This is a genomic window from Parabacteroides sp. CAG:2, from assembly GCF_000436315.1.
Classification (GTDB): Bacteria; Bacteroidota; Bacteroidia; order Bacteroidales; family Tannerellaceae; genus Parabacteroides; species Parabacteroides distasonis.
Genome location: NZ_FR885330.1, coordinates 146,876 through 160,309, shown reverse-complemented (window position 1 = coordinate 160,309; position 13,434 = coordinate 146,876). Strand labels below are relative to the sequence as shown.

At 47.5% G+C, this 13,434-nt stretch carries 8 protein-coding genes; 2 read left to right on the top strand and 6 right to left on the bottom strand.

Annotated features, from left to right (window positions below; all coding sequences use genetic code 11):
- Positions 1-7: 7 nt before the first annotated feature.
- The 4 genes from QVP94_RS18730 to QVP94_RS18715 all read right to left on the bottom strand — a co-directional run bounded on the left by QVP94_RS18730 (position 8) and on the right by QVP94_RS18715 (position 7,714).
- Complete coding sequence (locus tag QVP94_RS18730; RefSeq protein WP_005858893.1) at positions 8-385, bottom strand: DUF1573 domain-containing protein; 378 nt, start codon at positions 383-385, stop codon at positions 8-10.
- A gap of 192 nt (positions 386-577) precedes the next feature.
- Positions 578-6,259, bottom strand: coding sequence for an alpha-2-macroglobulin family protein (locus QVP94_RS18725; RefSeq protein ID WP_022193214.1), 5,682 nt, complete (start codon positions 6,257-6,259; stop codon positions 578-580).
- Positions 6,260-6,346: 87 nt separating this feature from the next.
- The gene (locus QVP94_RS18720; protein WP_005858889.1) at positions 6,347-6,844 is read right to left on the bottom strand and encodes a dihydrofolate reductase; all 498 of its coding nucleotides are present in this window, start codon (positions 6,842-6,844) and stop codon (positions 6,347-6,349) included.
- 75 nt (positions 6,845-6,919) lie between these two features.
- Positions 6,920-7,714 carry a thymidylate synthase gene (locus QVP94_RS18715; RefSeq protein ID WP_022193213.1) on the bottom strand — a complete coding sequence of 265 codons (795 nt, stop codon included), beginning with the start codon at positions 7,712-7,714 and terminating at the stop codon, positions 6,920-6,922.
- Between the two features lie 393 nt (positions 7,715-8,107).
- Here QVP94_RS18715 and QVP94_RS18710 point away from each other — a divergent pair, with 393 nt between their 5' ends.
- Positions 8,108-9,256: an aldose epimerase family protein gene (locus QVP94_RS18710; protein WP_022193212.1), complete on the top strand. Its 1,149-nt coding sequence runs from the start codon at positions 8,108-8,110 to the stop codon at positions 9,254-9,256.
- Positions 9,257-9,794: 538 nt separating this feature from the next.
- Entirely contained in the window at positions 9,795-10,163 is a 369-nt protein-coding gene (locus QVP94_RS18705) for a hypothetical protein (RefSeq protein ID WP_005858880.1), read from the top strand.
- Here QVP94_RS18705 and porE read toward each other — a convergent pair.
- Positions 10,155-12,131, bottom strand: coding sequence for a PorE family type IX secretion system protein (gene porE / locus QVP94_RS18700; protein WP_022193211.1), 1,977 nt, complete (start codon positions 12,129-12,131; stop codon positions 10,155-10,157). The genes QVP94_RS18705 and porE overlap by 9 nt on opposite strands.
- A gap of 60 nt (positions 12,132-12,191) precedes the next feature.
- Complete coding sequence (locus tag QVP94_RS18695; RefSeq protein WP_022193210.1) at positions 12,192-13,406, bottom strand: S-adenosylmethionine:tRNA ribosyltransferase-isomerase; 1,215 nt, start codon at positions 13,404-13,406, stop codon at positions 12,192-12,194.
- Between the last annotated feature and the right edge of the window lie 28 nt (positions 13,407-13,434).

The window sequence follows — 13,434 nt, the reverse complement described above, 5'->3', positions numbered from 1 at the left end:
GTATTTCTTATTCAACCTCTCCCCGGATGTTCATGATGAAGCTTCCGGTTTTCCCGTTACTGTATACGGAAATGGTCTTCGTGAAAGGACCCGGACGTCCTGCCGGATCGAAAGTAACCTTGATCTGGGCTTTCTTACCCGGAGCTACCGGTTCTTTCGGCCATTCCGGGGTCGTACATCCGCAAGACGCGATTACACGTGTAATGACTAGAGGCATATCGCCCGTATTGGATACTTCAAACGTATGGGATACTTTTCCGTCTGCTTCCTTGATGGTACCAAAATCGAAACTGGTTGTTTCCGCGGAAATAACTGCTTTCTTCTGAGCTGAAGCCATTCCTGTCGCTAACAGGATCGCCATGAAAATAAAAACTATTTGTTTCATCTTATCGTTTAGTTTTAATTCGAATTACAAAGATAGTCATTTCAATTGAAAGTTGAGAATTGAAAATTGAAAATTAGAGGAAGATAACGCTTCTTGCGATGCCTATTCTTACCTTCTTACGGTGCCCATTCTAACCTCCTTATACTGGGCATTGTAAGGAGGTTAGAACGGGCATTGTAAGAAAAGGCTTGTTTAGGGCATGATCCGCAAGCTTTCTCCGGCGGTGTGCGACACGAATTCCGGGGCGTACATACATTGAATCGTACTGATACCTCCGGCGTATTCGCCGCTACGGGATACGTAGACCGGATATTCCAAGACAAACGTACCTTCCGGCAGACGATTGATGAAGAAATTCTCGGATACGTCTTTCGGGGATCTGTAATACCAGATACCGTCTCTTGATTCCGGGCCGGAAAGTTGATCGGCCGGTTCGAAGCAGCCCGCACGTAGATCTTTCAAGAATACGTAATTCATTTCACGGTCTGTCCGGATCGTTAGCCGAACGATTACCTTGTCTCCGATGCGGAGCGGCTGCTCCGGCGTTACGGGACGGATTTGGCAGTTGGTACCGTTATTGGTCTCGACGAATAATTTCTTCTCGACACTCAACACCCCTTTTTGTCCTTTTACCTTGTCGATCTCTTGGAAGTATTGCTCGTAAACAGCTCCCCATGCCGGAGTGTTTCCTTCCTTGCGGATCGAGAGCACGGGGTTGGCGGAACTATTTGCCGGCTCGTTCGGAAGTATCGTTTTGAGGTAACCGGTAGCGATTTCCCCTTCCGCTGTACTATAGGTCTTGCCGTCCCATGTCGCTACACAGGTGTTTTGCGTGTTCAGCCAATCGCTACCTGTGAGTAGCAAGGCGTAAATGGCGTTTACCGTGGCGGGTACGGATTCCCAGTTTTGTGTACGTTTCTGGTTTAGCAACCATTGTTTCATCCGGTTTGTATGCTGGGTATCCGGCGCGATTTCGTTAAAGACGGACATTAATAAGCAATGCGTGTCGATCGGTGAGGTGAAATAATCACTCCCCCTGCGGTTGTTTGCCCAATACATACCTTTCTCCTCGGAGATCGTAGCGGTCTTCTTTAGCCATGTCAGGATTGCTGTCGCCACCTCCTTTTTACCGTTTCGATGCATTAACAAGGCGATTTCGCCCTTGCTGATTAAGGAATATTGATTCCAGTGCTTCTCCGCTTGGTTCGTATAGAAACGGATCGCTTCCCGGGCGTCTCCCAGTTCCGGGATATCCCGGTAGGAGCTGCGGACGAATAAGAACTCTACCTGCTCCGGCGAGGGCCATGCGTTTTGCCATTTCTTATCGTATTTCAGCAAGTTCTCATAATCCGTTTGCATACTTTTGTCCAAGAACTTGAGGGCCTTCATTTGCATCTCTTTCTCCGCTTGCCCATATTGGATTGCGTTTAGCTGTACAAGCTGTGACATACCTTTCAGGATAGAAAGCGTGATCGCACGGCTTGCGGGGAAACCTTTGAACCAGCTCCATCCACCCTCTTCGTTCTGTTGTTGGATCAGTTGTTGCAAGGCCGCTTCCCGTAATCCGTCCGCACGGTTTAGGTCGAACAATAAAGACAAGCGTTGTTTTTGCTCTGTCTCGTTATCGGCGGCCAGTACCCAAGGCGTCTCTTCCAAGAGTATGTTCTTCAGCTCTTGGTTCTTTTCCAAGTTTGAATAGAGGGTAGAGGCATTCCCTCCTTGGGCGGTCCATTGGCTGATCACTTTCCGGATGCGGGGATGGGCTTGGGCGATATAGGAAGCCAACGTATTGCTGTAATAAGCGGCAAACCAAGATAAGATATTATCATTGTTCGGCTGTGTGATCGTCGGTAATGCCTGTACCGCGTACCAAATCGGATTCCCGGTCATCTCCAGCGTGAGACGGAATGGTGTCGCTCCCTCCGAGTTCCCGGAGATACGGATTTGTTTCTCTCCTTCCTTGAGCAAATAGAACGGGGTACTTTCCGTGATAAGCAATTGATTGGAAAGAACCGGTACGATCTGCTGCTCCCCGTCGCTTCCCTTTTCAGAGTCGGCTAGGATACGTACGCCCAGCAGGCTGATCTGTTTGGGGACCGGGATTATCCAGCTTACAGTAGCGATGCTATCCGGTTGCAACTCAAACGGACGTTGTGACTTGCTCAAGCAGATAATCGGTTGGTCTGTAGCGGGATCGAATAGTTCGATGCGTACACGGCCGGATACCGCTTCCTTGGAATTGTTGATGACTTGCGTGCTGATGCTGACCTCATCCCCTTGGCGGACGAAACGAGGCAGATTCGGTAAAACCATCAAAGGCTTGCTGCTGATGACCTCTTTCGTTAACAGACCGTATTTCAGGTCTTGGGTGTTGGCCAATAGCTGTAGTTTCCAAGTCGTATTACTTTCCGGCAGGGTGAAATTTACGAATATGTCTCCTTCCTCGTTCGTTTGTAAGGTCGGGTAGAAGAAGGCGGTTTCCGCGAAGTTCTGCCGGATTTGCTCCGGACTTATCGGCTGGCTGCTCTCTTTGGCGAAAGGATCGGATAGGCTGAACACGGGTTCCCCTTCCGTAGATTCCACACTAGGCTCTTCTAACACGGCGCTGTCTTCCATGATGTTCATGGATTCCGCCACTACTGGGGCTGCCGCGGATTTCAACATGATACCTCCCGTGGCGAAAGCCCGGTTGCTGGAGCCGTATCCTCGTATGACAATCTCATTGAATAGACCGAACCAATTTAAACGGTCATACTGATATTGAGGTACTTTTATATACTTGGCCTCTGTCTGGTCATATTGATAACTACGCTGGAATCCGGCTCCGGTTGAGAAACGGGGAGCTTGTAGCAGGATCGTTCGCTGCGGGGAGAAATACCAATTGAACGGTATGATTTTATCTAGTGAGGCATCGTACATGCTGGCCAGTACCTCGGCGGATACGATCGTGGAGTCCGCGTCGGTGATACGGAATTTCCAGCTCTCTTTACTTCCCGGAAGTAAACGATCCCGGAAGGTTATCGGCTTGATGGTTAATTGCCGGTTGGGTAGCTGAAGCTCTACGGGTACTTGGGTAATATATAGCTCACCCTCTTTTACGAACGTAAAGGATACGATGATTCCCTCTCCATATTCCGGCTTGAACGGGATCTTAAACCGATGGTTCGCGTCGCTTAGCTTTATCAACTCGTGATGGATGCGGTTATTTCCGGCAAACCATTCATAGAGTACGTAGGCGTCCTTGTCGGAGGTGCCGAATACGATCTCCGCCTCCTCCCCGGGTAAACAAGTTGTCTTCTCTTTCAGCAGCCAAGTATGGGTAAATACGGGAGGACGCTTGTCGTTCTTTCCGTATAGGATGAAATCGGACTGGTTCTTACTCTGCCGTCCTTGGCTATCTTTGGCTTCTACTAAAATACGGTAACGCCCGGAGGGCAATTGGCTGAAAATAGCCGGACTGATCTCTTTGCCACTGGTAAAGCTACCGGAAGCTACTTGCTTGCCTTCTTTATAGCTCTCTCCGCTGTTCTTATCGGATCGGTTCGCGATCAGTTCTACGATCTTGAAAGTACCGGAGGTGGAAACCATCTCCCCATTGATTGTCCGGGCTTCGACTACGGCTTTTACCGAGTCTTTCTCGATTTGTGGCGGTAGGTTCGTGAATAAGACGATACTGGATTCTCCTACCGAGAAGGTGTAATTCGCCTCTTGGGTCTCTCCCTTGCTATCGGTTACGGTAGCCGATACCTCGTAGGTCTGGTATGCGGAAGCGTATGGATTCGTATCCTCCTCTTTTTGGGGACGGAAAGATACGTTGAATGTCCCATCGCCGGAAAGGGTGGTACTCCCTTCCGCAACTTGTGTCGGAGCGCTCGGACGGAAATACCTCCACGACAGGAAGGGCCTGCGTGTAATACGCCAAGTGACATCTCCGCTGGGCAGTGACACGCCGGAGAATGTAGCCGCCTTGCCTTGTATGGTAACGGAATCGCCGAAAGCGATATCGCCCTTGATCGGGAGGAAGTACGCTTGGAAAGTCGGACGTTTGTATTCCTCTACATGAATATATACGCTCATCTGTCCGGTACTTAACCGGAAGACACCACTTAGGGTCTGTTTGGGGAGGGAGAACTCTCCGTTAAAGGAACCGAACTCATTGGTCGTGAATTTCTTCTGGGCTAGCTCTTTCCCGTTAGCGTCATACAAAGTCACCGTAAAAGTCTGTCCGGCCACGGCATGCGGGTCGTTCGAGTCTTTTACGTAGGCGAGACCTTTGAAGAAAATGGTTTGTCCCGGACGGTAAAGTCCACGGTCCGTAAAGATCGAGACTTCTACCGGGTTCTTTTCCGGTCTGCGGCCGGAACCCATCGGATAGATATTTGTCAACATAGCGTTGGTATCTCCTGGTCTGCTGGCTTGGAACGCCAATACTTGACTGTTCGCCGGAAGCGTGGCCAAGCCTTCCCGGTCTGTCTTGACGGTACCCAGTTCTTGCAAGCTACGACGCTGACCTCCGTAATAAGTAACGATAGCCCCATCAACAGGCTTCCCGCTAAGATAGTCGGTAACCATGACCTCTTGTTTATTACCGGAAAGATTACGATAGATCGCGGCCAATCGGGTTACGCTAACCGTATTGATCGTCTTTAGCTGTTGTCCGGGTACGGTTACGACACATTCATACAATCCCGGTTGATCCATAGATATATGTAAGGTCGTATCTTGCTGCGAATAGCTGTTGGGCAGTAGCAAAGAGAATGTCTTCTCATTTACGAGTTGTCCCAAGGTGCTGCTACTTGATTTTTTTGCGGATGTATGGGCTGCCGCTTGTAAAGGTGTTTTCGAGCTTCGATAGATTTGTACGATGACTTTCTGTACATTCTTATATTCCAGCTTGATCCCCAGTTGCTGTCCCGGATAAACCGTATTGTTTGTAGATGCGGATAAAGTAGGTTGTTCCAATTGTGCCAAGCGATTCTTTAAGATAGCCGTGCGAGGGTAACCGGAATATCGTTTGATACCCTCCTCGCATAGTTTCACCTCTTCCGCTTTGATAGAATCCCATTGGGTAGAGACGTAACGAAACATACTGCCGCTAACCAAATCCAATTTGGCGATTAAGATCTCGGCTGCATAGTTTTGAGAAGCTAAGTTCCTGTAAAGCTCATCCAATGCGTTCATGTAAGCCTCGAAAGACTCTTTATCCCTTTTATCCCCGTAAAGGAATCGTAGGTAATCCAATTCCGTAAGGAGGACCGATTTCATATTCGGCTCCTTATTTTGAAAGGCGATCAAGTCTTTATAGATCTGTACGGTCGGTTGGATGTCCAGTGCCCGGAAGGCAAGGAACTCATAGAGGGTCGGACGCAGGGTTTGCGAGTCCTTTCCGATCTCCAGAATATCCTTGAACTTGCTGACAGGCGTATTTTGCAATAAAGCCGTAGGTCGCAATGATAAATCGATCTCTTCCTTGATCTTATCCGTGAATAAGTTGGAAGTCCATTCCCGGATATCCTCCGGGATATAACCGCTTAATTGGGTGCGTTGGTTGATGGTCCACTGGTTCCGCTGGTAGTAGTTCTGATACATCTCCGCCAACATGGAATGTAATACCGCCACGGAAGCCGAGTCGGCTAGGCTGTTGGTGTAATTCTCCACCTCCTTGATCAGTTCCGGGAACTGATCATCGTTTACCTCCATCTGTTCTTTCATTTTAAGGATAAGATTCTTGATCACCATAGGGGTATTCTTATCGTTTATAGCTTGCGTGATAACAGAACTTTTTTGTTGAGGCTGGGCGGCCCGGCTATACATAATAACCGCCGAGATGCCGCAAAGTATCAGGGCAGATAAAATAATTGCTCTTATCTTCATATCTTTTGGGTTTTATAAGTTTAACAATAAACCTTTCCTATATAGATACAAAGAAAGAGCAAAAAGTTGTAAAACGTACGTTAATGTTTATTTTTTGCGCACGTAGGTGATGTAGGTGTAGGGGTAAGGGTTCTTCTCGTCTGCGGGATACTCCTCACGTTCAGTCTCTTCCCAAAGGTCCCAGTTTACGACGGGAAAGAACGAGGTAGCGTCGGGAAACTCATGATGGATGCGGGTAATATACATTTTGTCGGCTATTCTCAAAGCCTGTCTGTAGACCAACGCGCCGCCAATGATGAATATCTCGTCCTCTTTCTCACATAAATCCAGAGCGGCCCCCATAGACTCGCAAGCGAAACAATTCACGAAACCAGCTTCGGGCATAGTCGTCAATACGACATTCTTCCGATTGGGCAGTGGCGCTACAGGGAGAGACTCGAATGTCTTACGTCCCATGATTACCGCATGTCCCGTGGTTAATTCCTTGAAACGCTTCATGTCTGAAGGCATGTGACATAATAATTGCTGATTCTTTCCGATCGCGCTTTTATCTGCGATTGCTGCGATGATAGAAATTGTACTCATAGACTTATTGATTTATGATTTGTAATTTATGATTTATGAATTAACTGTCAACTGTCCATCGTCAACTGCCAATTCTCAGACAGCCACTTCTCCCTTGATGTGGGGATGCGGGTCGTATCCGGTCAAATTGAAATCCTCGAACTTAAAATCGAAGATGCTCTTTACGTCCGGGTTGATCTCCATACGGGGTAACACACGTGGCTCACGTGTCAATTGTAACTTAACTTGCTCCAAATGGTTGCTGTAGATATGGGCGTCTCCCAACGTATGAACAAAATCTCCGGCTTTAAGGCCGGTAGCTTGTGCCATCATTTGTAATAACAAGGCATAGGAGGCAATGTTGAACGGAACGCCAAGGAAAATATCCGCGCTGCGTTGATACAATTGTAGGCTCAACCGTCCGTTCGCCACGTAAAACTGGAAGAAAGCGTGGCAAGGAGGCAGGTTCATGTTGTCTAAGTCCGCCACGTTCCATGCGCTTACAATGATTCGTCGTGAATCCGGGTTATGCTTGATCGTCTCCACGGCCTCGGTGATCTGGTCGATAGATCCTCCTTTATAATCCGGCCATGACCGCCATTGGTAACCGTATATATGCCCAAGGCTACCATCCGCGTCGGCCCACTCGTTCCAGATGCGTACGCCATGATCTTGCAGATATTTTACGTTGGTATCTCCATTCAGGAACCATAACAATTCGTAGATGATAGACTTCAGATGCAGCTTCTTGGTAGTGAGTAGCGGGAATCCCTCTTCCAGATTAAACCGCATCTGATGACCGAATACGCTGATCGTTCCCGTACCCGTCCGGTCTTCTTTTCTAACTCCCTCGGTAAGCACTCTATTGAGCAGCTCTAAATATTGTTTCATTACTCACTTATTACAATAGTGTGCAAATGTACAAAAGTGAATCGTATTATACTAGAATAACGGGTCAAAATATGAAATCAGTTGAGGATTCAAACGGTTTCTTCATGTATCCTTGGCTGTTTCTTCGGGAGGTATTAGGGGATTTGTATGAAGGTCTAGCTTATTTATCAGCTGTTGGATGATCATCTAACAGCTGTTGCATGATCTTCCAACGGCTGTTGCATGATCATCTACCAATTGGTGGATGATTAAGATGTCAAGAGGAAGGGTGTAGTACTTCGAGTAGAAATCGGTAAGGATTCCCGAGAAAATGCGTAAGGATATTGGACCTCATGTGGATAGAATGCGTATCTTTGCCCGAAGAATAACATTTATTAATTTTAAAGGAAAGAGATGAAAAAACTTTGTTTTGCGGTCATGGCAATGTGTATGTTATTGTCATGCGGAGGTAAGAATGAGAAGGGGGCGGCTACGGAAGAGGCCACTCTTTCTGGTTTGATGAAGTCGGATTTTGTATCTGAGGTAGATGGTAAGCCGACTGCTTTGTATGTGTTGAAGAATAAGAAAGGGGCTGAGGCTTGCGTAACGAATTGGGGCGGACGCTTGGTTTCCGTGATGGTGCCTGATAAGAACGGTAAGATGACGGATGTTGTGCTTGGGTATGATAATATCGCTCAGTATGTAGCTTTTCCGGATAATAACTATGGTGGTTTGATCGGACGTTATGGCAACCGTATCGCGAATGGTAAGTTTACGTTGGACGGAACGGAGTATCAACTTCCACAGAATAATAACGGGCATTGTTTGCATGGAGGTCCGAAAGGATATCACGCGGTAGTTTGGGACGCGAAACAGATCGATGACCAAACCTTGGAGTTGACTTATCTATCGAAAGACGGTGAGGCAGGTTTCCCCGGTAATCTGGATATCAAGGTGATCTATAAGCTGACGGATGATAACGCCGTTGATATTAAATACGAGGCGACGACGGATAAACCTACTGTCGTGAATTTGACGAACCATAGTTATTTTAATCTTTCCGGTGTTCCCGGCTCGCAAATCATGGATCATACGATCATGATCGACGCGGATACATATAATCCGGTGGACGAGACTTTGATCCCGACCGGTATCGAACCCGTGGAAGGCACGCCGATGGATCTTCGCAAACCGGTAGTGGTAGGCGCTGATATCGACAATCCGTTTACGCAATTGGTTTACGGTGGTGGTTACGATCATAACTGGATATTGAACGCCGCCGGCGATATCAATAAGGTAGCCGCTAAAGTTGTATCTCCGACAAGCGGTATCGTTATGGAAGTTTACACCAACGAGCCGGGTCTTCAATTCTATGCCGGTAACTCAATGACGAAAGCGGGTGATAAAGGCAAGTTAGGTGTGGTTTACCCGCATCGTGGCGCTCTATGTCTGGAGACTCAACATTACCCGGATAGCCCGAACCAGCCGGCATTCCCGAGCGTAGTGCTTCGTCCGGGCGAGAAATATACGAGTGAGTGTATTTATAAGTTCTCGGTAGAGTAAATAAGGAAGAAAGTTCCGGATTTGGAAATATCCACATAATGGTGAGGCGTATATACATAAATAGGATGTATATGCGCCTCTCTTTTTTACTCACGGAAGCATCTTGTTTATAGTGGAAGAATTTATCGCTAGAGAGTATACGCTATCTTTTCCCAATAGATTTTAAAAGAGAAAAATAAATCCATATGATGTATGAGAAAAAGCGTTATATTTGTATCGATAAAGTAAACTCTTGTGGAAATTCAAGGGTTTATGAATCAAAGTGTGATTACGATAAGCGTTTAAGATATTATCTTTGGAACTGAAAATCGCCAAGTTTCAAGTCGGACAGAGATAATAGGCAACTAAACGCTCACGCTTGTTATATATACTGCCTAATAGTATACGTAATAAGGCGTGGGCTGTTGTTTATTATTTGTCCGATGGGTGTTTGGCGATGCCTCAGTTTCGAATAGTAGATTAACAGTTCCCACGCTTCTTTTTTGTAGCATATAGAAATACCGAACAAGGTGAACGGTCCGGTTTGAGGGAAACGTATATGGAGGTAATTAAAAAGCAACGTTTGGCTGTCTGTCGTATATTATTGGATGTAGTGGAAGGTGCGTGTGAGGTCCGTGATCCGGATCTGATCATGCGGACTCGTCATTATCCGGCACTTCAAAGGGAGATGTGTTTTGCGGATCGGGATTGGGAAGAAGCGAGAGATTTGAGTGTACTTGCCTGCTTGGTACTATCCAAGGAATTGCATTATAAGGTTAAGATGATGATCGGTTTGGTAGCTCATGACTTGTATTCAAGGGAGTCCTCGGTCTCTTATCAGCAACGCCTGTCCTTCGATGTGCTGATGAGTGCGATCGATTGGCCGGTCTCTTTTAAGGAGATCACGCTCTTTGCTCCCTCAAAATAAGTTATAGTTTGTACGTAAGACCTTGAATTCCGTTCTGCGGTTGATCTGGTCGGCGATTTCTTGCTGTTCCGGCGGCAGGGCAAGGATGAATTCCTCGGTAAGCACATCGCCTTCTTTCAAGAAATCGAATTGTTTAGCCATCTTCTTATTGATCGTCTTGGGAACGCTTTCTCCATATCCTTTCGCTTCCAGACGAGCCGCCTCGATACCTCCCGCTATTAGGTAATCCACGACCGATTGCGCACGGCGTTGAGCCAAACGCTCGTTATACTGGTCCGTACCTTTCCGGTCCGTGTGGGCACCCAGTTCGATCGTTACGTTCGGGTTATCGTTCAGCATCTTGATCATCTCGTCCAAAGCTTTCTTGGATTCCGGACGAAGGGTCGCTTTATCGAAATCGTAGAAAATGTTATCGATAACAACCGGCTTGCTGATCGGAGAGAGAAAGAAATCCACGATATACGTCTCGTTTTTCTCCTCGGGGCCGGTATGCAACTCGTAATTCTGGTTGAGGTAACCACGGGCGCTGGCCATCATGACATAACGGATGTCCCGTTCCAACTCGACACGATAGGTACCGTCTTTCTTGACCGGGACTTTCACGTTCAGTCCGTCTTTTCCGACGATGCGTACGGTAGCGTCCTCGATCGGATATTCATCGACATCGTTTACGATTCCTTCGATGAAGATGGTGATCGTAGGCCGTTCAAAGGAATATATATGGTCATAGCCCCGTGCGTCGTTGCGGTTGGAGCAGAAGAAGCCCCGTTCCTCTTTTCCGGCGAAGGTGATACCGAAATCGTCTGCCATAGAGTTGATGGGAGCGCCTAGGTTCTCGACCTTCCACTTCCCTGTACTGTCTTGCGTGGCCTTGAACAGATCGAGACCACCCATTCCCGGATGTCCGTTGGACGCGAAATAAAGGGTGACGGAATCCCGGACATACGGGAACATCTCGTCTCCCGGGGTGTTGATCTCTTCTCCTAGGTTCTCCATCGGGCCGAAATCGTTTCCCGCTACCCGGGCACGGAAAATATCCTTGCCACCGAAACCGCCCACGGCGTCGGATACGAAATACAAGTATTTGCCGTCCGGCGAGATGGAAGGATGACCGAGGGCGGTAACCGAGTCTTTTACGATCGTCGCACGGGTTCCTTTTCCCCATTTAGCGCTGCTTCGGGTAGATATGTAAATCTCGGCGGTACGAGGGCCTTCCGGATCTTGGGCGCAATAGGTATAATACATCGTGTTTCCATCGGGGGAGAAAGAGGGGGTTCCTTCGTCGTATTCCGTATTCACCTCGTCTTCGAGCTCTACGGGAGCTAGCCAAGCCCCTTTCTCGTCTTGCTTGACAAGGAAGAGGTTATTGTTATTTTGCCCGGTGATGGCGCTAACTTTCGCGTCTTTGTCTTTCGAGCGGGAAGAAGCGAAGTATAGTTGGTCGTATTTATCTCCGGCCAGCATCGGACTGAATTCTCCCCGGCGGGAATTGAATTTATCCATGCGTCTTACCTCGTAGCGGGTAGGGTTCTTTTTCCATCCGGGAGCTAACTCGCATCCTTGTATGCCGTTGATGGCTAATAAATTGCTAGGATCGTTCTCCATATAGATATCGTAGTTCTTGATCGCTTCCGGATAACGTCCGGTCTTCTGTAACATCTGTCCCATGCGTAGGTAGACGGTGCTATCGGGGTAATCATAGCGGATGGCGTTCATATAGGCGCTAGTCGCTTTCGCCGTATTATTGATCAACCGGTTACATTCGGCCATACGGTAAGCGATATAGCCGCGCAAATCCCTTTTCTTCGGGGATGTTTTCGTGTAAACCTTACGATAAATGGCAGCTGCCTCATAGTATTCCCCGATACGCTGCTTCTCCTCGGCATCGCTCAACTTCGCCGATTTGCAGGAATACAAGGAAGATACGATAAGCAAAAATAAAACATATATAGTAAAATGCGCTTTCATTCAATCTGGAATATATTCGTGCAAATATAACGAATTGTATGGGATCTTATTGTATGTCTGTTACAATAACAAGGAACTATCCCCATAACTCAGGAACCTGAAATCGTGCTCTAAGGCATACTCATAGATGGATTTCCAGTTTCCTTTTACGAAAGCGGAGATCAGCAAGAGCAAGGTGCTTTTGGGCTGGTGGAAGTTGGTGACGATTCCTTTTACGATCTTGAACTCATAGCCCGGGGCGATGATGATTTGCGTAGCCGTTACCAGCGTATCCGCATCATGCTTATCCAGATAATCGAGGATGTTTTGAAGGGAACGCTCCGCTGTCAGCCGGTTGTTATTCATGTCGTAAGGCATCCATTGTTTTACGACGAGATCTTCGGAAGTCGCTTCCGGGTTATTATCTAGGATCACGCCCATGTAATAGAGACTTTCCAAGGTCCGTACGGAAGTCGTTCCTACGGCGATGATATTTCCAAGGTTGCTTTTGATACGTTCGATGGAACTGCGGCGGACGGAGATAAATTCCGTGTGCATCTCGTGCCCTTCGATCGTGTCGCTTTTTACCGGTTTAAAGGTACCCGCTCCGACATGCAAGGTGACTTCTTCCCGCCCGATGCCCCGAGCATCTATATCGGCAAGTACTTCCGGAGTGAAATGAAGTCCGGCGGTCGGTGCGGCGACGGAGCCTTTTATCTTAGAATAAACTGTTTGATAGGTCTGTAGGTCGCTCTTCTCTGTTTCCCTGTGCAAATAAGGAGGAATCGGCAAGACCCCGGCGGCATCCAAGATATCGGCGAACGTATAAGCCTCATTATCCCAAGTGAATTCGATCAAATGTGTGTCACCATGAGACTTTTTCTTATCCGCTGTCAGCACGACCGGTTCATCCTTAATGAAGATCGTTTTGGATAAAGTGCCTTCTTTCCATTTCTTAAGGTTGCCAACCAAGCAAGTCCAGCTACAGCGTCGGGTCTCTTGAAAAATCAAGGCGTAATCATGAGGCTCGATGGGCTCCAAACAGAAAATCTCGATGCGTGCGCCGGTCTCTTTCTGGAAAAGTAGGCGGGCTTGTATGACCCGGGTATTATTGAATACCATCAAGGTGTTTTGGGGAAGATAATCCGTGATATGCTTAAAGATACTTTCGCTTATTTCCCCGTTACGGTAGAGTAAAAGTTTGGACTCATCCCTTTTAGGCAATGGGAACTTCGCGATTCGTTCGTCCGGTAACGAATAGTTATAATCTTCAATACGTATTTCTTGCGTCTTCATTACTTCTTCTGTCCTGTTAAAAAACATC

Coding starts and splice junctions, on each gene's coding strand:
- QVP94_RS18715 (WP_022193213.1), bottom strand. CDS start 7,714: ATGAAACAATATTTAGAGCTGCTCAATAGAGTGCTTACCGAGGGAGTT.
- QVP94_RS18725 (WP_022193214.1), bottom strand. CDS start 6,259: ATGAAGATAAGAGCAATTATTTTATCTGCCCTGATACTTTGCGGCATC.
- QVP94_RS18695 (WP_022193210.1), bottom strand. CDS start 13,406: ATGAAGACGCAAGAAATACGTATTGAAGATTATAACTATTCGTTACCG.
- QVP94_RS18705 (WP_005858880.1), top strand. CDS start 9,795: ATGGAGGTAATTAAAAAGCAACGTTTGGCTGTCTGTCGTATATTATTG.
- QVP94_RS18720 (WP_005858889.1), bottom strand. CDS start 6,844: ATGAGTACAATTTCTATCATCGCAGCAATCGCAGATAAAAGCGCGATC.
- porE (WP_022193211.1), bottom strand. CDS start 12,131: ATGAAAGCGCATTTTACTATATATGTTTTATTTTTGCTTATCGTATCT.
- QVP94_RS18710 (WP_022193212.1), top strand. CDS start 8,108: ATGAAAAAACTTTGTTTTGCGGTCATGGCAATGTGTATGTTATTGTCA.
- QVP94_RS18730 (WP_005858893.1), bottom strand. CDS start 385: ATGAAACAAATAGTTTTTATTTTCATGGCGATCCTGTTAGCGACAGGA.